The organism is Agrobacterium sp. 22094 (assembly GCF_052046015.1).
Taxonomy (GTDB): Bacteria; Pseudomonadota; Alphaproteobacteria; order Rhizobiales; family Rhizobiaceae; genus Agrobacterium; species Agrobacterium cavarae.
Genome location: NZ_JBQEPX010000003.1, coordinates 135,939 through 161,187, shown reverse-complemented (window position 1 = coordinate 161,187; position 25,249 = coordinate 135,939). Strand labels below are relative to the sequence as shown.

The window sequence follows — 25,249 nt, the reverse complement described above, 5'->3', positions numbered from 1 at the left end:
TCACGCTCCTCCCAGTTTAATACGTGGATCAAGCGCTGCCAGCAGCATGTCGGCGATGATGTTGCCGACGATCAGTGTGGCGGCCAGCACCAGCATGAAGGTGGCTGTCACATAGACATCGCCCACATGCATGGAACCAACGATGGCTGGTCCGACGGTCGGCAGCGCGAAAATGATCGCCACCTCGATTTCGCCGGTCAGCATGTAGGGCAGAACCACGCCCTGATACATGATGAGCGGATGGAGCGCATTGGGCACGGCATGGCGCATGACGACGGCACTTTCACGCAGGCCCTTGGCCCGTGCCGTCTCGATATATTGCGCATTCAGCGTATCGAGCAGATTGCCGCGCATGACGCGCATATTGTAGGCAAGCCCGCCAAAGGTGGCGATGGCGACCACGGGCCAGACATGCTTCACCAGATCGACGAACTTGTCCCAGGACCAGGGAGCGCCGCCATAGCGGGGCGAGAAGAAGTTGCCGATTTCGCTGATGTTGAAGTGGAAGACCAGGAGATAGACCATGATCAGCGCCATCAGAAAGCGCGGAATGGTCATGCCGAGAAAGGCGATGCCGGAGAGGATCGTATCCACCCAGCTATATTGGCGTGTCGCGGCAAGAATACCGAAACTGATGCCGAGGATGGATGCCAGGATGTGGCAGACGAGCGCGAGGATCAGCGTGCGCGGCAGGCGTTCGGCAACAATCTCGCCGACCGGGCGGTTGTAGTACATGCTGTAGCCGAAATCGCCCTTCGACACCATGTTCCAGATCCAGTTGAAATACTGGATGACGAGCGGCTTATCGAGCCCGTGGGCAACGGCGTAGGCCTTGGCCTGAGCATCGGCCTGCTCGAAGGACGCGCCTCCGAGATTCATAAGCTGCGACCGGATATAATCTGCATAGTTGCCGGGCGGCGCCTGGATGATCGCAAATGTCACGATGCTCAGGATCAGAAGCAACGGTATTGCGGACAGAAGGCGAGTAACCAGAAACCTCAACATAAGAACTTCTCCTCGAGGGGACGGTGGTGGTCCGCGGCCTTAAAGCCGCCAAACCGCCACCACTTAGAGCGCCGTGCGTCCTGGAGGACGCACAAAGGACGCTCTAACTTTTTGAATCTACGCGTCGGGCTTTCCGAAAATCGGAATCGATTTTCGGGCCGATGCTGTAGGTTCCACGCCCCGCCTGATGCTGCGGGGCGCAGAGCCGGGAGGAAACGCTTACTTCTGCGGACCGTCACCGCCAGGCTTGCCTGGCAACGTGTCTTTGAAGAGCTGGTAATCACCCTGATCGGCTGCCGGAACATAGAGGCGTTCGCGGATGATCGAGTCTTCGGCCCAGTTGAACATGTAGATCGGCGCACCGTTCGGCACGTTCTTGAAGCGCTTGTTGATGATCAGAGCACCGGGATATTCCACGAGACCGACCGTGTTGACGTTGGTCGTGTAGATCTTCTGATACTGCTTGATCAGTTCGGCCTGCTCCTTCGGGTCGCTCGAGATGACGAACTTGTTGATCGTATTAGCCAGCTCCTTCTCGAATGGCATCAGGTCGAGCTCATTCTTGTTGTTGGCGCGGTGGAACCAGCTGGTGCGTGGACCGGTGGGAGCGAGCTGCGGCGTGTTCTGCACGACGGAAGCGAGTTCTGCCTGGGTGCGGTGTAGCGACCAGTCGAACTTGCCACCAAAGTTTGCCGCATCGCGATCCTTGCTGGCCTGGGCGTTCAGCACCACACGAATGCCGAGCTTCTGCATCTGAGCGATGACGCCTTCGCCAAGACTCTTGTCTGTCGTGTAGTCATTGCTGACGAGCATCGAGATTTCGACATCCTTGCCGCCGGCAGTCCCTGCCGGGAAGTTGACGATGCCATTGCCATCGGTGTCCTTCAGACCGGCTGCAGCAAGCTCCTTCTTGGCGCCTTCAAGATCGAAGGGATAGTAGAGGGTCGACTGACGATCGTAGAAGTTCGAGCCGGAAAGGATACCACCGGCATAGGTTGCGACGAACGGTCCCTTGACAAGAGAATCGCCCAATTCCTTGCGGTTGGTCGCCATGGTGATGGCTCGACGGAAGTGCTCATTCCGGTTCAGCTCGCGAATGGCCTGCTGGCGGGCATCCGGATCGCCCCAACCGTTGGCGGAGAAGTTCATCTCGATATTGTAGCCGATCAGGCGCGGTCCGAAGGCAAGTCTCGCGGGAGCGTCCTTCTGGGCGGAGCGCTTGAGCGACTCCACGAAGTTTTCCGGCTGCTCCAGGTTGGAAATGTCACCGGAGCCTGCAACTGCCTGGACGTCACGGTCGGCCCAGGTCGAGAGCTTGTAGTGCGTCTCGTCCAGGTAAGGGAGCTGGTTGCCCTTTTCGTCAACCTTCCAGTAATAGGGATTGCGGCGCATGACGATGATGTCGTCCGGGCGATACTCGACCGGGACCCACGCGCCCATTACCGGAAAGTTCATGTAGCTCGGCGGGAACGCGTTCTTGTACTGCTCGTAGGTGTTCTTCGAATACTTAGGATGCTGTGGCTTCAGCATATGGGCGGGGCCTGGGCAGAAGGTGCCATAAGCCATGTTGTAGATGAACTGCTTCGGAAACGCGTCCTTGAACGTCCACTCGATCGTGTACTTGTCGATGGCTTTCAGCGTCGTGCCGGCGCCGAAGGTCTCCTGGGTGGCACCGTTCAGCGGCGAGACGTTCGGATCGAGGACGTTATCGTCCCAGTAGAACATGACGTCATCGGAGGTGAAATCCTGGCCGTCGGACCACTTCGCACCCTCGATGAGCTTCATGGTCAGCTTGTGGCCGTCCTTGGACCATTCCCAGTTTTTTGCGAGGTTCGGCAGTGGCTGAAGGTCGTCCGCCTTGACCTGGAAGAGCGGGCCGGTGCGCGTCAGGCACTCGAAGAGACCGATATCGATGCCGCCCCATCCCTGGTTCTGACCGGCCCAATAGTTCCAGCCTTCCGGACGACCACCGATGACATGACGTAGCGTATCGCCATAAACGCCCACACCATCCGCCATGTTGCCGGTTTTGTAGACCATCGGCTCTTTCGGCAGGCGATCCTTGACGGGAGGCAACTTCTTTTGGTCGACGAACTGCTTCGTCACCCAGGAAGGCTCATGATATTCCGGCAGCGCCTTATATTCGAGGATGGCCGAGCCATCCACATATTGGACCTTGGTCTGCGCCGGAAAGTCCGGCGGCTGCGGCACGACGGTCAGTTCCGACGCCATGGCGCCATAGGCCAACGCGGACACGCCGACAAGAAGGGCGGCCGTTTTCACAAGATATCGGTTTGTCATCCTCACTCCCCTTTTTGAACAACGGGCAATACCCGCCGTGGCTCTTTGAACCGGGCCTCCCGCCCGGTCTTATCGACGGCCCTCCTCAGGGCCGTCTGATCTCTCTGCGGCGATCAGCTTGCCTGCTTGATGGCGCGCAGCTCCTCGACGGAGCGAACGGCGCGACGCGCTGACCCTTCCCAATCGCGGGTCTTGACCGTTGCGTTCTTCAAGCGCTCGCGCGCCGCTGGAACGGCATCGGCATATTGTGGCAGCCACTGGGCCTGCGCCACGACCATTTCGTCGACCATCTGCCAAACCTCTTCCGGCGTGGAGACCGCACCCACCAGCGGATCATGCAGCACGGCAAGCTTCAAGAGGTCGATATCGCCGGTCACCGCCGCATGCACCGACATGCGCTGAACATTGATGGACGCCATGCAGGTCGCCGCACAGGCTTCCGGCAAAGTGATCCCCGAGACCATGTTGATACCGAAGCGATCGACGAAGCCGGGCGACTCGATGATCGCATCCGAAGGTAGATTGCTGATGACACCATTGTTCTTGACGTTGAAGTGGCCACGATAGACGCGTCCGGTTTCCAGCGCCTCCAGAATATGGCTGGCATGTTCATTGGAGCGTTTGGCCGGATCGATCGGCTTGTCGGCAGCGGCCAGGAACTGCGGGAACTCGGTTTCGAACCAGTTGCGCGTTTCCGTCGAGTACCGGAGATAACCGCCGGTTTCGCCGTGGATCCAGTCCGACATGTCGATCCAGCGGGAGATTTCTTCCGGCCGCTTACGATACCATGGCAGATATTCCGACAGATGACCGTTGCTTTCGGTGGAATAGACGCCGAACCGCTTCAAGACGTCGATGCGAAGCTTTTCCTGCTGCGAGAAAACCGGATGGGCTTCAAAGGCAGAAGTCAGCTCCTCCTTGCCGATCTTGCGACCATTAAGGCGCAGGTCGACAAACCATGTCTGGTGATTGATACCGGAGCAGATGTAGTCGAGTTCGGAAAGCGATTTTGCGCCCAGAACTTCGGCAATCTGTTCGGCGCCATGCTGGACACCGTGGCAAAGACCGACAGTGTCGACCTTGCCATATTCGATGGCCGCCCATGTGTTCATTGCCATAGGGTTTGCGTAATTCAGGAACTTCGCATTCGGGGCAGCCACTTCGCGAATATCGCGGCAGAAATCGAGAATGACGGGAATATTGCGCTGGCCATAGAGAATGCCGCCTGCGCAGATCGTATCGCCAACACACTGGTCGATACCGTATTTGAGCGGAATGCGAATATCCTCGGCATAGGCTTCCAGACCACCGACGCGCACGCAGCTGATGATGTATTTGGCGCCTTCCAGCGCACGTTTACGATCCGTGTGCGCGGTGACCTTGACCTTGAGGCGGTTGGCTTCAACGATCTTGTCGAGAATGGCCTTGATCATATCGAGATTGTGCTGGCTGATATCCGTCAGCGCCACCTCGATATCGTGAAACTCCGGTACGCACAGAAGATCGGTAAAGAGCTTTTTTGTGAAGCCGACGCTCCCCGCCCCGATTATAGCGATTTTGAAACTCATAACGCCACCTCTTTTTCAAATGGAAAGGGTGAAACGGGCCAAAGGATTCTCGCGTCACAAAAACTCAGATGACCTTCCATCTTATTGGAAAATCAGAATTATTGACTATATCGTTTTTAAAAAATCCTGCTGGCTGTCTCCTCTGCGGGCGATTATGCGTATAAAGATGGTCAATGCCAGAGAAGGATTATGCTTTAATGGGTAATTTTGTGCTGCAAGATTTGATCGACCAAGGCCCTTGCATGCGCACCGTATCCCTGCCGCGCGGTCGCCAGACGCTTCATACGATGCCGACCAGCAGCGGGTACGAGATCCGCCGCGGCGGAAATTACGACTGGGATGGGCGAAAGCGTGGACAGACGCCGTTCACAGTCCTGCAATATTGCATCAGTGGTTCGGGCAATCTGCGCTACGACAATCGTCGCTACCTGGTGAAGCCCGGCGAGACGTTGCTGCTTCTTATTCCCCACAATCACCGTTACTGGTTGGAAGAAGGCCAGGAGTGGGAGTTTTTCTGGATCTCCATGAATGGCGAGGAGGCGCTGCGTATTCACCGCAACATCCTCGCCGTCACCGGCCCGATCCTCAAGTTGAAGACGCAGACGATCGATCAACTGGCGGAATGCTGCTCCCGTCTCGTCAACGGCGCGGAAACACCTGGGGCCGCCTCAGCGGTCGCCTATGAAGCCGCAATGACCCTTTATGATGATGTCTTTGGCTCTCACGCATCCTTCGGCGGCGAATACCGTACCATGCAACAGGTGCTGAGCTATATCGACGGACACCTTAACGAGCGCTTGTCAGTCAACGATCTGGCTGCCGTGGCTGGGCTCAGCCGAGCCCATTTCTCACGGATTTTCACAGCGAATGAAGGCGTTCCTCCAGCAGAGTTTGTACTGCAGCGGCGCCTTCGACGCGCAGCCAAGCTTTTGACCACGGCGGCGAATATTCCGATCAAGGAAGTCTCCGTCCTCTGCGGCTTTGACGACCCGAACTATTTCTCAAAGGTGTTTCGCAGGCTTTACGGCGCCAACCCAAGCGAATTTCGCACCAGCGGCATGTATCCAAGCGCGCCCCAGAAATAAAGCATGCCGTCGAAAAGAGAGATACTGCCATGCGGCGCCCTGGGCGCAGCCTCCACATGGCCGCTTTTAAACATATTTTTGAAATGACAAAGTTATGAAGTATTAACTTCCGTCGTAAGACGGGGTTTTAAACTTTTATCTTATCAGTCTCATCGACAGCGAGGCCAGTCAGACGATCGTCCGGTCGGTCAGCTTTCTGTCGCGCGATCTGTCACTCGATTGCGTCGTCGAAGGCGTGGAGACCGACGATCAGCTCAATATGCTGACCGAAATGGGCTGCAACCTGATCCAGGGCTACATCTGTTCCCGCCCGCTGAAAGCCATCGATGTTCAGCCCTTCCTGGACCAGCAGGTCCGGACGGATGTTGTGGCCGTCGGCTAACGAAGCCAAAGCATGGTGTAACTCAAGAGGTCTCAGTTCCGCGGTGCATTATTCTCGACCGGTCGCGGTGATGGCAACGGAACATCGGCGGCAGCGGCTTCATTCTGCCAGGTCGTGATGCGGTGAACGATGCCAGGTATTTCATCATTGAGATAGCTTGGCTGGCCGGGAAGCCCCATCGGATACATGGCCTCGCGCGACGCTTCATATTGAACGCTTTGATTGGTGCAAAGCCGCACTCTCATATCTTCCGGCTTGACCTCGGGCCTGTTGGCGATCGACTCCACGGTTCCGAAGCTCGGAGGCAGCCGCCCTTCAAAGCCCTCGTCCAGATATTTTGCAGAGCGTTCGTTGCGCTCGCGCTCGGTGGTCGCCCCCATCACCACCACCATGAGGCGGCGGTTGTCGCGCGTGGCGACGCCGACGAAGTTGCGCCCGGATGCGCAGAGGAACCCGGTCTTCATACCTGTGGTGCCGCGGTAGCGGGTGAGGAGCAAATTGTTGGATGGGATTTCCTTGCCGTTGATCGATACGGCAGAGACCTGGAAGAAGTTCTGGAACTGCGGGAACTGCTGTTCGATGGCGAGCCCCAGGATCGCGAGATCGCGTGCGGTGGTGTAGTTGTTCTTGTCGAACAATCCGTTCGGATTGGAAAAATGCGTCCCCGTCATGCCAAGGCGCCGGGCTGCTTCGTTCATCTTCTCAACGAAAGGTGCCTCGCCATGGCCCACCCGTTCCGCGACGGCCATCGCAACATCATTGGCTGAGGCGACGATCATGGCATAAAGAGCATCTTCCAGCGTCATCGCCTGACCTTGAGACAGACCGGACTCCAGAAACGCCTCGCTGACGGATTTCTTCGTCATGGTGACAGGCGTGGAGAGCGAAATCTCGCCATCACGCAAGGCCTCGAACGTCAGAAACGCCGTCATCAACTTGGTTGTCGACGCAGGATACCAGGGAACGCCGGCATCTTCCTGAACGAGCACCTGATGGGTATCGGCATCCAGCACGAGCACCGGAGTTGCGTTTGCAGCAATCGGCGCGGCAAACAAGGATCCCAACAAAACGGAGCCGATCAGTCTTTTCATCTTACTGCATATCCACTGTCTTGCAAAAGCGGTTCCCATATCAGCTAAACGATCCGGATGCCACCTGAGCAAAGATGGCCGAGCATGTGAGCTGATATGCAATAAAGACATATCGAAAGTTTTTGATTTTGAGAATTTGGAGCGGGCGAAGGGATTTGAACCCTCGACCCCAACCTTGGCAAGGTTGTGCTCTACCCCTGAGCTACACCCGCTCAAAGTCCGACGGTTCGGGGTAGATCGCTGAACCGCGGGTCGCCGTCATGCGGCAACGGGCGCTATATCGCTCAACCGACTTTCAAATGCAAGAGATAAATGCAGGGAGGGTGCGATATATCTTTCGCACGCCAGCGGCCAGCCGTTTGCGCCACAAACGCGGACTGCGCCGTGGTCTATGGCGAAGAAGGAGAATGAACATTGAAAAGAGAGATTTGGAGCGGGCGAAGGGATTTGAACCCTCGACCCCAACCTTGGCAAGGTTGTGCTCTACCCCTGAGCTACACCCGCTCAAAAATCCAACGGTTCGGGGTAGATCGCTGAACCGTGGGCGCCGTCTTGCGGCGACGGGCGCTATATCGCTCAACCGATTTTCAAATGCAACAGGGAAATGACGAAAACCCGGAGAAAAATTTGTGCCTCATCGCAAGCATCGGAAAAGGCTGATCTTTTGCGGGCTTCACGGCAGAATGGATTGCAAAAGCGGTGTGTCGGGCCTATTCACTTTGTCAAAGACAGACGAAATCCGGCAGAGGCACGCAGTGATGGTTGCAGAGCATTCCCCCAAGACGGCGCAGGATCTTTTCAGCTTTCTCGATGGCCTTGGCGTAAAACACACGACCACGCAGCATCAGCCGGTCTTCACAGTCGCTGAATCGGAATCCCTGCGCGATCTGATCCCGGGCGGCCACACGAAGAACCTTTTCGTCAAGGACAAGAAGGACCAGTATTTCGTTCTGACCGTCGAAGAAAACGCGACGGTGGACCTGAAGACGGTTCACAAGACCATCGATGCCGCCAGCAAGGTGTCCTTCGGCAAACCGGAAAAGATGCTGGAATATCTGGGCGTCGTTCCCGGTTCGGTCACCGTCTTCGGCGCGATCAACGATACCGACAATCAAGTGACCTTCGTGCTTGATAGCGAGTTGATGAAATCCGACCTGATCAATGGCCACCCGCTGACCAACGACGCGACGACGACGATCGGCCGTGACGATCTCGTGCGCTTCCTGGAGGCGACGGGGCACACGCCGCTGATCTTGAAAGTCACGGAATAAACCACGATCTGTGCGGTATGAGCGCACCGGCACGAGATGATATTGGAGACGAGATATGAGCGGAATGGATAACCCTTACGGAGCCTCGCTCGGAGGTCAGATGACGGGTTCGGCAAGCTTCGGCGGCGGACAATCCGGCGCTCAAGGCTCCTATATCAAGGATACGACGACCGCGAATTTCTCCAAGGACGTCATGGATGAATCGCGCCGGCAGCCGGTGCTGGTGGATTTCTGGGCGCCGTGGTGCGGCCCGTGCAAACAGCTGACGCCCGTTCTGGAAAAGGTGGTCAATGAAGCGGGCGGACGCGTCAAGCTGGTCAAACTGAACATTGACGAACATCCAGCCATCCCCGGACAGCTCGGCATTCAGTCCATCCCCGCGATCGTCGCATTCGTCGACGGCAGACCGGTCGATGGTTTCATGGGTGCCGTTCCGGAAAGCCAGATCCTGCAATTCATCGAGAAGCTCGCAGGACCGGCAGGCGATGATCAGGAGGCCGAAATCGGGGCGGCGCTCGCCGAGGCAAAACAGCTGCTGGAGGCCGGCGATTTCCAGAATGCCGCCCAGCTCTTCGGCGCCGTGATGCAGGCTGATCCTGAAAATGCCGCCGCTGTCGCCGGCATTGCCGAGTGCATGATCGCGGTCGGGCAATATGAGCGCGCCAGCGAGCTTCTGTCGGCCCTGTCGGAAGAACTTTCCAAGGACGCAGCCGTGCAGGCGGCGTCGAAAAAGCTGGCGCAGTTCGAAGAAGCCCGCAAGCTCGGCGATCCGTTGGCCTTGCAGCAAGCCCTACAATTGAACCCGGACGATCACGCATCAAGGCTGAAGCTCGCCAAAATCCTGAATGCGCAGGGCAAACGGGAAGAGGCCGTCGAAGAGTTACTGACCATCATGCGCAAGGATCGGACCTTTGAAGACGACGGCGCGCGCAAGCAGCTGGTGGAGTTTTTCGAGACCTGGGGTTTCAAGGATCCGGCCAGCATTTCCGGTCGCAGAAAGCTCTCCTCCATACTCTTTTCCTAAAACCGTCTTGCGCTTTGCCGACCCGCTCCTCATCTAGATTGGAGCGGGAACGATGAGACATAAGGAATCCCTCCGATGCATGTCGGAAATGCGAGATATCTGAAAGAAAGCGATCTACCCGAGACTATTCCCGTTTTTCCCTTGCCGGGCGCCTTGCTGCTGCCGGAAGGGCACCTGCCGCTGAACATCTTCGAGCCACGATATCTGGCGATGTTCGACGCGGCCATTGCGAGCCACCGACTAATCGGCATGGTCCAGCCCGCCCTGCAGGCTCTTGAAGCCGGAACCGAGGGTGGCGCACTGAGCCCCATCGGCTGCATCGGTCGCATCACCTCATTTTCCGAGACCGGCGACGGCCGCTACGTCGTGTCGTTGACAGGCGTCTGCCGCTTCAGGCTGCTGGAGGAGATCGAAGAAAAGACGCCTTACCGCGTGTTCAAGCAAGCTCCGTTCATTGCCGATCTCTCCGGTGAAGATGGGGAGGAAGATATCGATCGCGCCAATCTCTTGCGCATCTTCCGCAATTTCCTTGAATCGAACCAGTTGGAAGCGGATTGGGACAGCGTCGAGCGCGCGGGAAATCGTGTATTGGTCAATTCATTGTCGATGATGTCCCCCTTTGGACCGGCGGAAAAGCAGGCTCTCTTGGAGGCTCCTGATCTGAAATCCCGCGCGGACGCACTGATCGCCATCATGGAGATCGTGCTGGCTCAGGGCGGGGCAGAGGGTGGTGTCATCCTGCAATGAGCCACACCCATGGATGAAAAGCTGAGCAAGGTCGATCCGAAGCTTCTGGATCTTCTGGTCTGCCCTTTGACCAAGGGCAGGCTCACCTATGATCGAGAACATCACGAATTGATTTCCGAACGCGCCAAGCTGGCCTACCCGATTCGTGACGGCGTGCCGATCATGCTGATTTCGGAAGCGCGCAAGATCGAAGACTGACGACCTCAAGTCGCCCCCGTAGATAGACAGCACGCTTCCAAAAGACTCCGCGGCACACAGCACCCGCTTGCTTCACGCCTGGGAACCGGTATTCCCCCCACGCGTTCGATCTTTGACGACAATCGTCACATTGCGATGAGGAGTTCGAACGATGCAAGACAAAAACGCCCGCGAGGCGATCGAAGAAAAAAACGTGAAGACCGAGCGCAATGAAGATATTCCCGCTGCCGGTCCGCACGCGAAAAAGCATCTGACCGACAACAGCAAGACGCCAGGTGCCGGCTCCCTCCCAGACGAGGACGACAGCGAGGTCAACCCGGGAGCGGGCTAACCTCCAGGTAAAGTATTAGTATGGGTTCTGGCCGCAGCGATCACAAATTTTATGAACGTTGCGGCCATAACTGTGCTGGGTCAACAAGCGGGCTATCGCATCGGCTCGAAGACCGGGTACGAATTTCCAATATCGCGCACATTGCTCTGGTCGTCCATTTAATGGGCAGCCACTGACCGCTCATGGCACCAGCAAAAAATACGGTCTTTTTTTAACGCTTTTTCAAAGCTTGATTGCAAAAGTCTCCTCTGCCGGAAAACCGATAATAATCAACGGCATAATAATAATAGAGGCTCTGGGACAGCATGTTTATTGATAGAGTTCTGGCACGGTTTAAGATCCAGACAAAGGTTATTGTCTTCATTGCACCATTCATCCTTAGTATTCTTGCGGTTGGTCTCTCGGGTCTTTACACCTCAAAGCTGCTTCAAGGTCGCATGGATATTTCCAACACGACCCTGCAATCCTTGACCGGCTTCAAGCAGGTCTATGAAAGCATGACCTCGTTTCTTCACAACACCACCGAAGAGACGCGAAATACGCTTCATCATCAAATCGATGAGCAGATCACCTTTCTCAAGATGACGGGTGACGGAAGCGATCCGGCCATTCAGGACGCGATTAAAAGTACCTCGCTGATCGGCGTTCAGGTGGATGAGCTGTGGTCCTTTTACCAAAAAGAACAGGCGCTCAGATCGCAAATGAATGGCGATATGGCGGGCGTGACAAAAGAGCTTAATGGCCTTTTGGCAAACGCCACCAACATCCGCAGCACGCTCGAAACCGATGAGACGAAGGCCAAGGAGATGTTGCGCGAGGCCGACAGGCTGGTTCGCGGCGCGACACTGATCGCAACCGTCGTCACCGAATTCAACAAGCGTACAGTTCCGGAAGAAAAGATTGCGGTCATTCGCGATTCGATTGGCGGGCTTGAGGCTACGGCAAAGTCGCTCTCTGCCATCGCTAGTGCCGACCAGAAGCTGGTCATTGATCAGATTTCCGAAAATGTGAAGCAAATCCGCCAGCAGGTCGATGTCGGCGTCGTCAACGACATGACGGTCGGAACGATCGATCAGGCGATCAACATGATGCGCCCGGCAACCATCCGCCTTCAAGGATTTGCAACGGTAAAGTCGCGCCAGGCCACCGAGATGTTCGGACAGTTGGATGGCAAGATCGAGCCCGCCGTCAACTTCCTGACGATGGCGCGCCAGATCGGCGACGACGCAAAGAACATGCAGCTTGAAATGGCCGGCTTTGCCGCAGCCCCGACGAAAGACGGGTTGGAACGGTTTCGCGATATGGCCTTCCGTCTGAGCGTCTCTGCGGGTGCGGTGATGTCCGACAAGACGATGTCCGAAAGCGCCATCAAAAGCGCGACCCTGATCGATGCGCTGTCCACAAAGCTCGACAAGAATGCCACCGACCTTCTGACCATGTTCAACCAGCGCAAGGCTGCCTTCGCCAAGGCAACGGAAGAAATCGGCCATATTTGGGAGCAGCTGACAGGCTTTGCCGAATCCCAGCGTCTGGCGGCTGATAGCGAACGCAGCAAGGCTGACGGCATCTCTATCTCTGCCATGCTCACCGGCATCCTGATCGCGATTTTCGCCGGCATCGGTCTGGTCATGACCTTCAAGGGTCCGATCCTGACGATCGTCAGCGCCATGAAGCGTCTTGCCACCGGCGACGTCAACGTACCGCTCAACGGCAACACCCGTCATGACGAGATCGGCGACATGGCACGCGCATTGGAAGTCTTCAAGGAAAATGCCGCTCAACGCCTGCGCCTCGAAGCGCAGACGGAAGAGCAGCGCTCTGCCGCCGAAGCGGAGCGGCAGATGAACGAAGCGGAGCGCCGGGAACTCGACCGTCAGATCCAGTTTGCGGTGTCCGCACTGGGCGATGGCCTGGAACGGCTGTCTGCTGGGGATATTTCCACCATGATCGATACGCCCTTTACGGGACACCTGGAGGAGCTGCGTCTCAACTTCAACCAGTCCATGCAGCGGCTGCGCCAGACGATCGGCGGCATTCAGGACAATGTCGGAACGATCCGCGTCAACGTGCAACAGATGTCGGCCTCGACGCTTGATCTATCCCGGCGCACCGAGCGCCAGGCAGCCTCGCTGGAAGAAACCGCAGCAGCCGTGGATGAGGTCAACTCCAACATGCGCAATGCGGTGGAGCGCGCGCGCCAGGCCAACAGTATTGTCGACAATACGCGCCGCCACACAGACGAGTCCCTTGCTATCGTCAGAAACGCAATAGCGGCGATGGAGAGGATCGAGGCGGCTTCGCAGACGATCGGCAATATCATCGAGGTGATCGACTCCATCTCATTCCAGACCAATCTTCTGGCGCTCAATGCCGGCGTGGAAGCGGCCCGCGCGGGCGAAGCCGGCAAGGGCTTTGCAGTCGTTGCGCATGAAGTGCGGGAACTGGCGCAGCGTTCTGCCTCTGCCGCCAAGGAAATCCGCCAGCTGGTTGCCGTCTCGACGCAAGAGGTCTCGGCAGGCTCAAACCTCGTCAACCAGACCGGCGACTCCTTGGCGGAAATCGGCGTTCAGATTTCCAAGGTCAGTGATCAGGTGCACCAGATCACCCAGGCTACCCAGGATCAGGCGGTCGTACTGCAACAGATCAACGGCTCCGTCGGAGAAGTCGATGTGCTCACCCAGCAGAACGCCGCCATGGTGGAGGAGACGAGTGCAGCAACGCAGCAACTCAACACCGAGACAGACCAGTTGCTGCAATTGCTGCAGCAATTCCGCCTGACGAAGGACAGTGCTGCAACCCGTTACGCAGCCTGATTTTAAGAGAGCATGCCTTCTACAACAGGTCCGGTCATTCGGCCGGACCTATGCGTTTGTAGAAGAAGGTCGTGTCGCAGTAACGCCCATCGGGGAAGAGCGCGAAATCCGGGATGACGCCGGCGCGTTGCCACCCGAAGCGCGGATAGATGGCTTCGGCCTCGCTGCCTGTTGCCGTATCCAGCACGAGAAGCGTCCGACCAAGGCTTGCCGCCTCCGCTTCCACATGCGTCATCAGCCGGCGTGACAGACCAAGACCACGGGCTGTTCGATGGATCAGCAGCTTCATCACGTCGCCCCGGTGAGGCTGGTTGGGCTTGGTGGCAAGACCCACCTGAACCGTGCCAACCACTTTACCATCGCGCTCCGCCACCGCATGGAGTGTGGTGCCACGGCCCACCGCTTCTGCAACATCCTGCCAGAAGTTGCGCGCGTCGTCTGGTCCGAAGGGCAGCATGAAGCCGACAGAAGCTCCGCCATTGACGCAGTCCGACAGGACGTCGCAAAGATCCGGCAGGGCATTCAGTGTCTCCTGGCGGTCTAAAAGCCGGATGTTGATAATATTCTCTTCCATCATATGCGCTTTCTCTGGTCCAACACGACGGCATAGCGAGCGGGACTATCGGACGGATTGTGAAAAATGTGGCCCTCGCCAACGGGCATGAAGAGGCAGTCACCCGGCTCTAGCCGGTACGTTTCCTCGCCAAGCGTCATGTGGAGCACGCCCTCGAACAGCCAGACATATTGGGTCATGCCCTTGCTGGCCGGGTGGGGCGGGAAGCTGACGCGCGCGGATGCCGGCAACGAAACTTCGACGATGTCGACATCCGAGCCCGTACGGGGTGGCGAAATGGCGCGGCGGACATAACCGGTTTCCGGATCTTTCCACGTCGGCTGATCGCTTCTTTTTACCAAAGGTGATGGCGGCGCCTCGCCCTCGGCGAAAAACTGTGACAGCGAAAGGCCGAGTGCGGCGCAGATGCGCGCAAGCAATGATGCCGTAGGGCTCGCCTCGCCTCTTTCGATGCGGGATATCATGGCGCGGCTCACGCCGGACGCCGTCGCAAGTCCATCGAGCGTTAGTCCACTCTGTTCTCGCAGAAGCTTGAGCCTTGCGGCGATTACCGGTTCAAGCGGGTCACTTTGATTTTCCATGATAAGAGAATATTCGATCTTATAATGGAGTCAATGGACAAAAATGAAGCCGGGGCGCATCGCGCACTCCGGCTTCCTTACCGTTAATCAGACGCTTGCCCGTTCGACTTGCAGCTGCGCACTCTGCTCATTGAGCCTGACATCGATCCGCTTACCGGTGTCCTTGTCGAAGAAATGCAGCCTGCCGGGATTGATGGTGAGCGCGAAGATTTCCGGAAGCTCCAGTTCGGCGGAAAGCGACACCGTCAGCGGCTGATCGCCAACGACGCCATGCACCAGCCGCTGCGAGCCGAGCTCTTCGACATAATCGAGACGGAACGGCAAGGCTGGCTCATCACCATTTGCAATGCGCAAATCTTCCGCCCGTATGCCGACCGTCACCGGGCCGGAGGTCGGCGCAACACCATTCAATGACAAGACAGCAGGACCGATCGCCAGACGATCACCATGCAGTTCGCCAGACAGGAGGTTCATGGCTGGCGAGCCGATGAAGCTTGCGACAAAGGTGGAGGCAGGCGTGTGGTAGACATCGAGCGGCGCGCCGATCTGTTCGATGCGTCCCGCATTCAGAACCACGAGACGATCCGCCAGCGTCATGGCTTCCAACTGGTCATGTGTGACATAGATGGAGGTGGTGCCAAGGCGGCGTTGCAGCCGCTTGATCTCGCCGCGCATCGAGACGCGCAGCTTGGCATCGAGGTTGGACAGCGGCTCGTCGAAGAGGAAGGCCGCGGGCTTGCGCACAATGGCACGGCCCATGGCAACGCGCTGACGCTGACCACCGGAAAGCGCCCGTGGTTTGCGGTCCAGATAGGGCTCGAGCTGCAGCATGCGTGCGGCTTCCGCCACACGCGCATCGATCTCCGCCTTTGGCGTCTTGCGGTTCTTCAGACCATATTCGAGATTTTCGCGTACCGACATATGTGGGTAAAGCGCGTAATTCTGAAACACCATAGCGATGTCGCGCTCGGCAGGCTCCACGTCATTGACGATGCGATTGCCGATGCTGACGGTGCCCTCGGAGATTTCCTCCAGGCCAGCAACCATGCGCAGAAGCGTGGACTTGCCACAGCCGGAAGGGCCGACGAGCACGATGAACTCTCCATCCTTGATGGAGATATCCACATCATGAACGGCGCGCATGCCGTTGGAGTAATCCTTGCAGACCTGACTGATTTCGATCTCGGCCATTGTCGGTATCCTTTACTTATCGCTTTCGGTGAGGCCCTTGATGAACCAGCTCTGGAAGATGATGACGATCATCACCGGGGGCAGCATGGCGAGAACCGCAAGCGCGAAAGCCTCGTTATAATCGGGAAGTTGCGAACCGACCCAGACCTGTAGGATCGACTTGATGCCGCGCATCAGCGTGAAGAAGCTCTCATCATTGGTCATCAGCATGGGCCAGAGATACTGGTTCCAGCCATAGACGAACATGATGATGAAGATCGCTGCCACCATGGTGCGCGATAGTGGGATCAGCACGTCGATAAAAAACTTGATCGGCCCCGCACCATCGATGCGCGCCGCCTCCAGCAACTCGTCCGGCACGGATTTGAAGAACTGGCGGAAATAGAAGGTGCCGGTGGCAGAGGCCAGAAGCGGGACGATGAGGCCGGTATAGGAGTTCAAAAGCCCGAGTTTGCTCATCACCTCGTAGGACGGCATGATGCGCACTTCGAGCGGCAACAGCAGCGTGGTGAAAATGATCCAGAAGGCGAGCGTAGCGAAGCGGAAGCGGAAATAGACGATGGCGTAAGCCGCCATCATCGACAGCACGATCTTGCCGACGGCAAAGCCGATGCCGAGGATCAGCGAGTTCATCACCATGCTGAAGCCGGTCACCTGGCCGGTGAAGCCACCCTTTTGTGTCAGCACCTTCTCATAGGTCGCGACGAAATTATTGCCTGGCGTCAGAGCCAGTCCATTCATGTGGATTTCGGCTGCGGTATGCGTCGAGGTCATGAAGGCAACGATGACCGGCAGGACCAGAAACAGCGAGCCGATGATCAGCACCAGATGGTCGAGAGGCTTTGTCTTGTACATGGGTCAACACCTCAACCGTAATGGATGCGTTTTTCTAGAAAGCGGAACTGCATGACGGTCAGCACGAAGACCACGACCATCAGAATGACGGATTGCGCCGAGGAGCCGCCGATATCGTTTCCACGGAAACCATCGAGGAACACCTTGTAGACCAGCGTGATCGGATTGTTGGCCGCCTTGTCCTTCACCATCACATCGATGATGCCGAAGGTATCGAACAGGGCATAGGTGACGTTGATGATCAGCAGGAAGAAGGCGGTCGGCGCCAGAAGCGGCATGATGACGGTCCAGAACCGGCGAACGCCGGAACGGCAATCAAGATAGGCCGCCTCGCGCACCGAGACCGGCACACTCTGCAGGCCCGACAGGAAGAAGATGAAATTATACGGGATCTGCTTCCAGACGGAGACGAAGACCATGGCGAAAGCCGTGTCGAAGTAACTGACGCCCACCTGCATGTGCCAGCCGAAGAAGGAGGCGATCTTGACGAAAGGGCCGATATGCTGGTCGAAGAACATCATGCCGATCAGGCCCGCAACCGGCGGCGCGATCGCATAGACGGAGATCAGCAGCGTCTTGTAGGCCGAAGAACCGCGGATGACCGCGTCGGCCTTCACGGCCAGCAGCAGCCCTATGGCCAGAGAAAACACCGTGACGAGGATGGTGAATATGCCTGTAAACTTGGCGATGCTCAGATATTCGACGCTGAAAAGCGCATCTGAGTAATTCGAAAAGCCGACGAAGGTCGAGCCGAAGCCGAAGGGATCCTCGATATAGAAGGAGGACTGGACTGCCTGGACCGACGGCCAGTAGAAGAAGACGAAAATGACCAGAAGCTGGGGCGCGAGAAAGAGATAGGGCAGCAGCGAAGGGGAAAACTGGACGCGCTTGGCCGTTTCTGTCGCCACGACAGGCTTCTTCGCTTTCGCGGCAAGACCGGGAAGAACCTGTGTGGCGCTCGGTTGGGAGGGAACGTAGGTCACGTCCGCAAACCTTCCTTGGTTATGGACCAGACATCTTGTGAAGACGTCGGTCCCTGAATTTTGAGAGAGCGCTGCTTGTGTACTGTGCGTCACGCCCTGCCTTGGAGGCGAGGATGACAGAGCCTTGGAAGCGCCTTGCAATTGGAACGGACCTCCCCTCGATTAAGAGGAGAGGTCCTTCGATAGGGTGACGGTATGATCAGCCAGCGGTCTTGGCGAAACGGGCCAGAAGGTCGTTGCCTTCCTTCTCGATGATGTTGAAGGCGTCCTTTACGGAGACTTCGCCGGAGAAGATGCGACCATATTCACGTTCCATGATGGCGCGGATCTGCGGGTAGAAGCCGAGGCGGTAACCCTTGGACCATTCGCCGCCAGGCAGTGACAGCTGCTTGATGCCGACTTCGGCAACAGGCTGCTTCTCGTAGTAGCCTTCCTTCTTCGCCAGCTCGTAGGCTGCCTTGGTGATGGCCACGTAGCCGGTCGCTTCATGGTAGAACTTCTGGATCTCAGGCGAGGTCAAGAACTGGAAGAAGTCCGCCACGCACTTGTTTTCAGGCTCAGGCTTGCCGGACATGGCAAACAGGGCCGCACCGCCGATGAAGGAGTTGGTGCCAGCGCCCTTGATTGCGCCCCAGTATGGCAGGAAGGTTGCCGAGAACGGCATTTGCGCTGTCTTCTGCAGACCGCCGAAGGAACCCGAAGAACCGATCCAGAGAGCGACCTTGTTTTCTTCGAATGGCTTCTGGTTGTCGTTCCAGCCGGCACCGTAGTAAGCGAAGTAGCCCTGATCCTTCCAGGACTTCAGCTTTTCGAACATCATGATGAGGTTCGGGTCGGTGACCTTGAGCTTGGTATCTACAACGCTGTCATAACCGTTGTTGTTGGTGGCGAACTGGACGTTGTTACGCGAGAAGAAGTTCTCGGTGAACTGCCAGGTCAGCTGCGACTGAACGAGGGGTATGAAACCGGCTTCCTTCAGCTTCGGGGCAATGGCTTCAAACTCTTCCCAGGTCTTCGGCGCTTCGACACCGGCCTTCTTCAGGGCGTCCGTGTTGATATACATGATCGGCGCGGAGGAGTTGAACGGCATGCCGACGAACTTGCCATCAGCTGCAGCGTAGAAGTAGCGAACGCCAGGAATAAAGGCTTCGCGATCGAACGTGTAGCCAGCCTTGGTGATGATATCTTCCGCCGGGATGACGGCACCCTTGGCGTTGATGATGGTGGCGGCACCGGCATCGAAGACCTGGAGAATGTTCGGCTGCTCGCCGGAGCGGAAGGCGGCGATGCCGCTTGCCAGCGCTTCCTCGTAGGAGCCCTTGGAAACGGGCGTCAACGCGCATGCGCTCTGCGCAGCGTTGAACTTCTGCGCGACCTCGTTGATGACTTCGCCATTGCGGCCGCCCATGCCATGCCAGAAGGTGATGTTGGTTGCCGCCATGGAAGATGTTGCGGAAACGCTGAGGGCCATCACGGCCATGGAAATTTTCTTGATCATCTTTCGATCCTCTACCGCCCTTGTTGGGTGAGGATGCGAATAGGGACGTTCCGTGACGGGAATTTAACAATTTCATGTCAGATTTGTTACGTGAGAAGCTTCGAAATTGCAGGCCGATCGCGCCGGGCAATCGCAGGTAGATTATTTATCTCGGGTCGAGCGCGCCGGGTTGCCGACGACGATGTCGCCTGGCGCGGCGCTCTTCGTCACCACCGAACCGGCACCGACGATGGCTCCATCGCCTATTGTCACGCCCGGCAGAATGATGGCGCCGCCGCCGATCCAGACATCCTTGCCGATCACTACCGACCGTGCCCTTTCGATCCCCTGCCCGCGCAACGTGATGTCGCGATGGTGATCGGCACAATAGATGTGAACGGCAGGGCCGAGCATGGAGCCCGCACCAATCTCGACGCTGCCGGAGTCGAGGATGGTGCAGCCTGCATTAAGATAGACCCTTTCCCCCAGGCTGATATTGAGGCCGTAGCTGCAATGGAACGGCGCTTCGATGAAAGCGCTTCCGGCGGCCGATTTTAGAAGCTTGCCAAGCAGCGGGCCAATCGATCCACGCTCGTCCGGCGGCAGTATATTGTGCTGATGAACGGCAAAACGCGCTTTGACCCGAAGCGCGTCCAACTCGTCATCGAGACAGCAATACCATTCGCCAGCAGCCATTTTTTCACGTTCGCTCGACATGGAATCGTCCTCAAAAAGCATCGATGAAATGGACTGGCAGACGCCGCGGCAAGACAGCGACGATGTCGAAACGCAAAGACAACAGATGCGCATCTTTACGTCGTGCCAGCCAGAGATCGGCAGACGCGCGAATGCGCCGTTGCGATTGCCAGCTGACAGCATCAACCGCGCCATTTTCCGATCGACGGGCCTTCACCTCAATAAAGGCGACGACGTCCTTGCGCCGGGCAATGAGATCGATCTCGCCAAGCGGCGTGCGATAGCGCAGCGCCAGGATGCGATAGCCCTTCAGCATGAGATAAAACGCCGCCCAATATTCGGCAGCGTGGCCGCGTTTTTCCGCACGGCGTCTTTTCACATGCCGCACATCAACCGCCATGGCTGTCCTTCATGTCGAGCAGTCGCTGATAGAGTTCCTTGCGTGGCAAGCCGGTGAGCTTTGCCGCCTCGGCAGCCGCCTTGGCCGCCGGCATGGTGGAGACCAAATCCTTCAACAGCTTTTCGACATCCTCAATATCGGGGATGTCATCATAGGATGGCGGCTCGACGAGAAGCACGATCTCACCCTTCACCGTGCGGTCTTCGTCATAATAGTCCGCAAGCTCGCCCAAGGTCCCGCGACGGAACTCCTCGAAAGTCTTGGTCAGCTCACGGCACACAACGGCGCGGCGATCGCGCCCAAGCACCTCTGCGGCGACACGCACGGATGCACCGATGCGGTGCGGGGATTCGAAAAAGATGAGCGTTGCCGGAATTTTCGAAAGCTCGGCAAAGCGATCGCGCTTGCCACGATCTTTCACCGGCAGGAACCCCGCAAACAGGAAGGCGTCGCTCGGCATGCCAGATCCGACGAGTGCGGCAAGCGGTGCGGAGGCGCCTGGAATGGGCACGACGCGATAGCCCGCGTCCAGCGCCAGCTGGCCAAGCCGATAACCGGGATCGGACACGAGCGGCGTGCCTGCATCGGAAACGAGTGCCACCGACTTGCCCGCCTCTAGAGCAGCAACCAATCTCGGCCCTACCTCCTGGGCATTATGTTCGTGATAAGCGTAAGGGCGATTGCGAATGCCGTAGCGCTCCAGAAGGATGCGGGTGACGCGCGTATCCTCGCAGGCCAGAACATCGGCGGAGCTTAGCGTTTCGAGCGCGCGCAATGTGATGTCGCCCAGATTGCCGATGGGCGTCGCCACGAGATAAAGGGCATTCTCGAGCGGCCGTGCCGGAACCGAAACGCCCGCGATGCGAAAGCTCTTGCCCGAAGACGTCTCCGTCTGGTCGTCGTTGGTTTCGTCTGTCACGGGTCAGTCCAATCTATTTTGCCATTCCAAGGAAGCACTTATGGGCAATCGGACGCGGCTGAACAAGCGCAAGATGTCACTCTTATCTGTGGATCACGCACGTTAGCGGGGAATAGCAACGGCTAGCGTATGCTGGCCTCTTGCATTTCACACGATAACTCTGCCATTTTGCCTGTCCCATTATCCGGCATCAGGCCGGGAAAGACTATCTTGCCGATCCGGCACCGCCGGATCGCAACGGTTGAAAGCGGTAGCGTCCATGCGTATTACTCTTGAGCGGTCCAACCTTTTGAAGTCGCTGAACCACGTGCATCGCGTGGTCGAACGGCGCAACACTATTCCGATCCTGTCGAATATTCTGCTGCGCGCATCCGGCGCCAATCTGGACATGAAGGCGACCGACCTCGATCTGGAAGTGACAGAAGCGACACCGGCCATGGTGGAACAGGCGGGTGCGACGACCGTGCCGGCCCATCTGCTTTATGAAATCGTCCGCAAGCTGCCCGACGGGTCGGAAGTGCTACTCGCGACCAATCCCGACGGTTCGTCGATGACGGTGGCGTCCGGGCGCTCCAAGTTCTCGCTGCAGTGCCTGCCGGAAACGGATTTCCCTGACCTGACCGCTGGCACCTTCAGCCACAGCTTCAAGCTGAAGGCCACCGATCTCAAGATGCTGATCGATCGCACGCAGTTCGCCATCTCCACCGAAGAAACCCGCTATTACCTCAACGGCATCTTCTTCCATACGATCGAAAGCGGCGGCGATTTGAAGCTGCGTGCAGTTGCGACAGACGGCCACCGCCTGGCACGCGCCGATGTCGACGCGCCATCCGGTTCCGAGGGCATGCCGGGCATCATCATTCCGCGCAAGACGGTTGGCGAATTGCAGAAGCTCGTCGACAATCCCGAGCTGGAAGTCGCTGTCGAAGTGTCCGACGCCAAGATCCGTCTGACCATCGGCGACATCGTCATGACCTCGAAGCTCATCGACGGCACCTTCCCGGACTATCAGCGCGTCATCCCGACCGGCAACGACAAGGAAATGCGCGTCGATTGCAGCAGCTTCGCCAAGGCCGTGGACCGCGTCTCCACCATTTCCTCGGAACGCGGGCGTGCCGTCAAGCTTGCCTTGACCGACGGACAATTGACGCTGACCGTCAACAACCCGGATTCTGGAAGTGCGACGGAAGAAGTGGCTGTTGGCTATGAGAACGATCCGATGGAGATCGGCTTCAACGCCAAATATCTCCTCGATATCACGGCGCAATTGTCTGGCGAAGATGCGATCTTCCTTCTGGCCGATGCAGGCTCGCCCACGCTGGTGCGCGATACGGCGGGGGACGATGCGCTCTACGTGCTGATGCCGATGCGCGTGTAAAACAACAATCTTGGAAAAAAGCCGGCGGAATTTTCCTCCGGCTTTTTTTGGCTCCAGCATTGCGATAAGTTTTTCCACTTGCGACATTTTGCTTTTGATTTGCGCCATACGAGACAAGATGTCGCCACAGTTTCAACAAATGGTGTTTGACGACAAATAAGGGGACGAAAAATGGGACTGAGCCTGAAAGAACGCTTCGGCCGAAAATTCGAAGAAGAAATTCGCTTCTTCAAGGGGATGGTCAATCAGCCGAAAAAAGTCGGCGCGATCGTTCCCACCTCCGGCATTACCGCGCGGCGGATGGCAAGCGTCATCAACCCTCATTCAGGCCTTCCCGTTCTTGAACTTGGACCCGGAACCGGCGTTATCACCAAAGCCATCCTCGGCCGCGGTCTTCGGCCCGATCAGGTGACAGCAATCGAATATTCGACGGATTTCTATCAGCAGCTTTTGCGCAACTATCCTGGCGTGAACTTCATCAATGGCGACGCCTTCGATCTGGATAAGACGCTGGGCGAGCAGAAGGACCAGATGTTCGACTGTGTCATTTCCGCCGTTCCCATGCTGAATTTTCCGATGGCTGCGAGAATCAAGCTGCTGGATGAGCTGCTGAATCGCGTCCCGCACGGCCGTCCCGTCGTTCAGATTTCCTATGGCCCGGTCTCGCCGATCGTGGCGCAGCCTCACCTCTATCACATCCGCCATTTCGACTTCGTGGTGCGCAACATTCCGCCTGCGCAGCTGTGGACCTATACCCGCACCTAGTCTAATCTTTGGGCATGTACGCTCTCTACATAACTCATCCGCAGGTTCGCATCGATCCGAAGGTTCCCGTTCCGGAATGGGGACTATCGGATATAGGGGCAGAAAGAGCCCGAAGGGCGTTTTCGCAGCCCTGGGCTCGCAACTTTCGCCGTATCGTCAGCAGCACCGAGACCAAAGCGATCGAAACGGCGCAATATCTTGCTCGAGCCAGCGGTCTCGACGTCGAAACTGTTGAGGACATGCACGAGAACGACCGAAGCGCGACCGGCTTTCTTCCGCCTGACCTCTTCGAAAAGGCCGCTGACTGGTTCTTCGCCCACCCGCATGCAAGCTACAAAGGCTGGGAAACCGCAGCCGACGCACAGGCTCGCATTGTAAAATCGGTCGAAACCATCCTCGCCACCCACGATTCCAGCCAGCCCATTGCCTTCATCGGTCATGGCGCGGTCGGCACCCTTCTCAAAAGTCACCTCAGCCACGATGTCATCCGACGCAGCACCGACCAGCCGCCCGGCGGTGGCAATCTTTTCAGATTCGATCTTGCGGACCGGAAAGTGACATGCGACTGGACGCCCATCGAAAATTGGCAGGGGTGAAGATGATGACCACGAACGAGCGCCTGATCGTTGGCTTGGATGTTCCAACCGTCAAGGAGGCCGAGGCGATCGTCACCGCCATTGGCGACGATGTCATCTTCTACAAGATCGGTTATCAGTTGGTCTTCGCCGGTGGGCTGGAGTTCGCCCGCGAGCTTGCCCAGAGCGGCAAGAAAATCTTCCTCGACATGAAGCTCTTGGATATCGACAACACCGTTGCCTCCGGCGTGGAAAACATCGCCAAGATGGGCATGTCGATGCTGACCCTGCACGCTTATCCAAAGGCCATGCGTGCTGCTGTTGCTGCCGCCAAGGGATCGGATCTTACGCTTCTCGGCGTCACGGTTTTGACCTCGATGGACGATGCCGATCTGGTGGAGGCAGGCTACCAGGGTGACGCGCGGTCGCTGGTTCTCAAGCGCGCCGAACAGGCGAGACAAGCAGGCATGGGCGGCATTGTCTGCTCGGCTGAAGAATCCTCAGCCGTCCGCGACATCCTCGGACCCGACATGGCGGTGGTCACCCCCGGCATTCGCCCGACCGGTGCAGACGCCGGAGACCAGAAGCGCGTCGTCACACCTTTTGACGCCATTCAGCGCGGTTCGAGCCATCTGGTCGTTGGCCGTCCCATCGTCAAGGCGGCAGACCCGAAGGCTGCGGCACGCGCCATTCTGGACGAAATGCTGCGGGCCAGCTTCCCAGCCAATCGATAAGGACGACAGCCATGACCAAAGCCTACTGGATCGCCCGCGTGGATGTTCGCGATGCCGAGCGCTACAAGGATTATGTCGCGACAGCCAAGCCGGCTTTCGAACGCTATGGTGCAAAGTTTATCGCTCGCGGCGGTGCCTTCACAGAACTGGAAGGCCAGGCACGCGCCCGCAACGTCATCATCGAGTTCCCTTCGATGCAGCACGCTGTCGATTGCTATAACTCCGAAGAGTATCAGGCTGCAGCTAAAATTCGCCAGGAAGTGGCCGATGCGGAAATGGTCGTCGTCGAGGGAATTTGAATAGCG

Annotated in this window: 26 protein-coding genes and 2 tRNA genes; 13 read left to right on the top strand and 15 right to left on the bottom strand. The window is 57.6% G+C overall.

The window, feature by feature from the left end; all coding sequences use genetic code 11:
• The 3 genes from ACTJK5_RS15630 to ACTJK5_RS15620 all read right to left on the bottom strand — a co-directional run bounded on the left by ACTJK5_RS15630 (window position 1) and on the right by ACTJK5_RS15620 (window position 4,874).
• Complete coding sequence (locus ACTJK5_RS15630) at window positions 1-1,005, bottom strand: ABC transporter permease (RefSeq protein WP_062423691.1); 1,005 nt, start codon at window positions 1,003-1,005, stop codon at window positions 1-3.
• A gap of 219 nt (window positions 1,006-1,224) precedes the next feature.
• Window positions 1,225-3,306: an ABC transporter substrate-binding protein gene (locus tag ACTJK5_RS15625; RefSeq protein ID WP_113226610.1), complete on the bottom strand. Its 2,082-nt coding sequence runs from the start codon at window positions 3,304-3,306 to the stop codon at window positions 1,225-1,227.
• A 113-nt stretch (window positions 3,307-3,419) separates the two neighbouring features.
• Window positions 3,420-4,874: an alpha-glucosidase/alpha-galactosidase gene (locus ACTJK5_RS15620; protein ID WP_113226609.1), complete on the bottom strand. Its 1,455-nt coding sequence runs from the start codon at window positions 4,872-4,874 to the stop codon at window positions 3,420-3,422.
• A 197-nt stretch (window positions 4,875-5,071) separates the two neighbouring features.
• Between ACTJK5_RS15620 and ACTJK5_RS15615 the strand changes: the two genes are divergently transcribed.
• Window positions 5,072-5,959 carry an AraC family transcriptional regulator gene (locus ACTJK5_RS15615; RefSeq protein WP_113226608.1) on the top strand — a complete coding sequence of 296 codons (888 nt, stop codon included), beginning with the start codon at window positions 5,072-5,074 and terminating at the stop codon, window positions 5,957-5,959.
• 142 nt (window positions 5,960-6,101) lie between these two features.
• On the top strand, window positions 6,102-6,341 hold the full coding sequence (locus ACTJK5_RS15610) for an EAL domain-containing protein (RefSeq protein WP_113226607.1): 240 nt from the start codon (window positions 6,102-6,104) through the stop codon (window positions 6,339-6,341).
• Between the two features lie 32 nt (window positions 6,342-6,373).
• Here ACTJK5_RS15610 and ACTJK5_RS15605 read toward each other — a convergent pair whose 3' ends face one another.
• The 3 genes from ACTJK5_RS15605 to ACTJK5_RS15595 form a co-directional block, all read right to left on the bottom strand.
• Window positions 6,374-7,432, bottom strand: a complete 1,059-nt coding sequence (locus ACTJK5_RS15605) for a D-alanyl-D-alanine carboxypeptidase family protein (RefSeq protein ID WP_440598852.1) — start codon at window positions 7,430-7,432, stop codon at window positions 6,374-6,376.
• Between the two features lie 137 nt (window positions 7,433-7,569).
• Window positions 7,570-7,644 (bottom strand) — tRNA-Gly (locus tag ACTJK5_RS15600).
• A 217-nt stretch (window positions 7,645-7,861) separates the two neighbouring features.
• Window positions 7,862-7,936 (bottom strand) — tRNA-Gly (locus ACTJK5_RS15595).
• A gap of 254 nt (window positions 7,937-8,190) precedes the next feature.
• Here ACTJK5_RS15595 and ACTJK5_RS15590 point away from each other — a divergent pair.
• The 6 genes from ACTJK5_RS15590 (at window position 8,191) to ACTJK5_RS15565 (ending at window position 13,816) form a co-directional block, all read left to right on the top strand.
• Window positions 8,191-8,703 (top strand): prolyl-tRNA synthetase associated domain-containing protein, encoded by a 513-nt coding sequence (locus tag ACTJK5_RS15590; protein WP_440598981.1) that lies wholly within the window; start codon window positions 8,191-8,193, stop codon window positions 8,701-8,703.
• Between the two features lie 55 nt (window positions 8,704-8,758).
• A complete protein-coding gene (gene trxA, locus ACTJK5_RS15585; RefSeq protein WP_440598851.1) occupies window positions 8,759-9,727 on the top strand; it encodes a thioredoxin in 969 nt (322 codons plus the stop codon).
• 75 nt (window positions 9,728-9,802) lie between these two features.
• Window positions 9,803-10,474, top strand: a complete 672-nt coding sequence (locus ACTJK5_RS15580; RefSeq protein ID WP_162693867.1) for an LON peptidase substrate-binding domain-containing protein — start codon at window positions 9,803-9,805, stop codon at window positions 10,472-10,474.
• A 9-nt stretch (window positions 10,475-10,483) separates the two neighbouring features.
• The gene (locus ACTJK5_RS15575) at window positions 10,484-10,672 is read left to right on the top strand and encodes a Trm112 family protein (protein ID WP_027674673.1); all 189 of its coding nucleotides are present in this window, start codon (window positions 10,484-10,486) and stop codon (window positions 10,670-10,672) included.
• Window positions 10,673-10,823: 151 nt separating this feature from the next.
• Window positions 10,824-11,003: a hypothetical protein gene (locus tag ACTJK5_RS15570; protein WP_113326129.1), complete on the top strand. Its 180-nt coding sequence runs from the start codon at window positions 10,824-10,826 to the stop codon at window positions 11,001-11,003.
• A gap of 305 nt (window positions 11,004-11,308) precedes the next feature.
• Entirely contained in the window at window positions 11,309-13,816 is a 2,508-nt protein-coding gene (locus tag ACTJK5_RS15565) for a methyl-accepting chemotaxis protein (protein WP_440598850.1), read from the top strand.
• Window positions 13,817-13,850: 34 nt separating this feature from the next.
• Here the strand turns inward: ACTJK5_RS15565 and ACTJK5_RS15560 are convergent, their stop codons facing one another.
• From ACTJK5_RS15560 to rsmI, 9 genes are all read right to left on the bottom strand, one after another.
• Window positions 13,851-14,378, bottom strand: a complete 528-nt coding sequence (locus tag ACTJK5_RS15560) for an N-acetyltransferase family protein (protein WP_440598980.1) — start codon at window positions 14,376-14,378, stop codon at window positions 13,851-13,853.
• Window positions 14,379-14,389: 11 nt separating this feature from the next.
• Window positions 14,390-14,971 (bottom strand): helix-turn-helix domain-containing protein, encoded by a 582-nt coding sequence (locus tag ACTJK5_RS15555; RefSeq protein ID WP_438371407.1) that lies wholly within the window; start codon window positions 14,969-14,971, stop codon window positions 14,390-14,392.
• An 87-nt stretch (window positions 14,972-15,058) separates the two neighbouring features.
• Complete coding sequence (locus ACTJK5_RS15550; protein ID WP_062423681.1) at window positions 15,059-16,162, bottom strand: sn-glycerol-3-phosphate import ATP-binding protein UgpC; 1,104 nt, start codon at window positions 16,160-16,162, stop codon at window positions 15,059-15,061.
• Window positions 16,163-16,174: 12 nt separating this feature from the next.
• Entirely contained in the window at window positions 16,175-17,017 is an 843-nt protein-coding gene (ugpE, locus tag ACTJK5_RS15545; RefSeq protein ID WP_062443839.1) for a sn-glycerol-3-phosphate ABC transporter permease UgpE, read from the bottom strand.
• A gap of 11 nt (window positions 17,018-17,028) precedes the next feature.
• Window positions 17,029-18,000, bottom strand: coding sequence for an ABC transporter permease subunit (locus ACTJK5_RS15540; RefSeq protein ID WP_440598848.1), 972 nt, complete (start codon window positions 17,998-18,000; stop codon window positions 17,029-17,031).
• 199 nt (window positions 18,001-18,199) lie between these two features.
• A complete protein-coding gene (locus tag ACTJK5_RS15535) occupies window positions 18,200-19,498 on the bottom strand; it encodes an extracellular solute-binding protein (protein WP_062443834.1) in 1,299 nt (432 codons plus the stop codon).
• A 141-nt stretch (window positions 19,499-19,639) separates the two neighbouring features.
• The gene (locus ACTJK5_RS15530; RefSeq protein ID WP_113226599.1) at window positions 19,640-20,194 is read right to left on the bottom strand and encodes a sugar O-acetyltransferase; all 555 of its coding nucleotides are present in this window, start codon (window positions 20,192-20,194) and stop codon (window positions 19,640-19,642) included.
• Between the two features lie 10 nt (window positions 20,195-20,204).
• Complete coding sequence (locus ACTJK5_RS15525) at window positions 20,205-20,573, bottom strand: YraN family protein (RefSeq protein ID WP_113226598.1); 369 nt, start codon at window positions 20,571-20,573, stop codon at window positions 20,205-20,207.
• Window positions 20,563-21,435 (bottom strand): 16S rRNA (cytidine(1402)-2'-O)-methyltransferase, encoded by an 873-nt coding sequence (gene rsmI / locus ACTJK5_RS15520; protein WP_440598979.1) that lies wholly within the window; start codon window positions 21,433-21,435, stop codon window positions 20,563-20,565. The genes ACTJK5_RS15525 and rsmI overlap by 11 nt, the downstream gene beginning before the upstream one ends.
• A 316-nt stretch (window positions 21,436-21,751) precedes the next feature.
• Between rsmI and dnaN the strand changes: the two genes are divergently transcribed.
• From dnaN to ACTJK5_RS15495, 5 genes are all read left to right on the top strand, one after another.
• Window positions 21,752-22,870 carry a DNA polymerase III subunit beta gene (dnaN, locus tag ACTJK5_RS15515; RefSeq protein WP_062423674.1) on the top strand — a complete coding sequence of 373 codons (1,119 nt, stop codon included), beginning with the start codon at window positions 21,752-21,754 and terminating at the stop codon, window positions 22,868-22,870.
• A gap of 171 nt (window positions 22,871-23,041) precedes the next feature.
• Complete coding sequence (gene pmtA / locus ACTJK5_RS15510; protein ID WP_113261408.1) at window positions 23,042-23,635, top strand: phospholipid N-methyltransferase PmtA; 594 nt, start codon at window positions 23,042-23,044, stop codon at window positions 23,633-23,635.
• Window positions 23,636-23,649: 14 nt separating this feature from the next.
• Window positions 23,650-24,231, top strand: coding sequence for a histidine phosphatase family protein (locus ACTJK5_RS15505; protein ID WP_113261407.1), 582 nt, complete (start codon window positions 23,650-23,652; stop codon window positions 24,229-24,231).
• A 5-nt stretch (window positions 24,232-24,236) separates the two neighbouring features.
• On the top strand, window positions 24,237-24,944 hold the full coding sequence (pyrF, locus tag ACTJK5_RS15500) for an orotidine-5'-phosphate decarboxylase (protein WP_113261556.1): 708 nt from the start codon (window positions 24,237-24,239) through the stop codon (window positions 24,942-24,944).
• Window positions 24,945-24,955: 11 nt separating this feature from the next.
• Entirely contained in the window at window positions 24,956-25,243 is a 288-nt protein-coding gene (locus tag ACTJK5_RS15495) for a DUF1330 domain-containing protein (RefSeq protein ID WP_062423671.1), read from the top strand.
• Window positions 25,244-25,249: the final 6 nt, after the last annotated feature.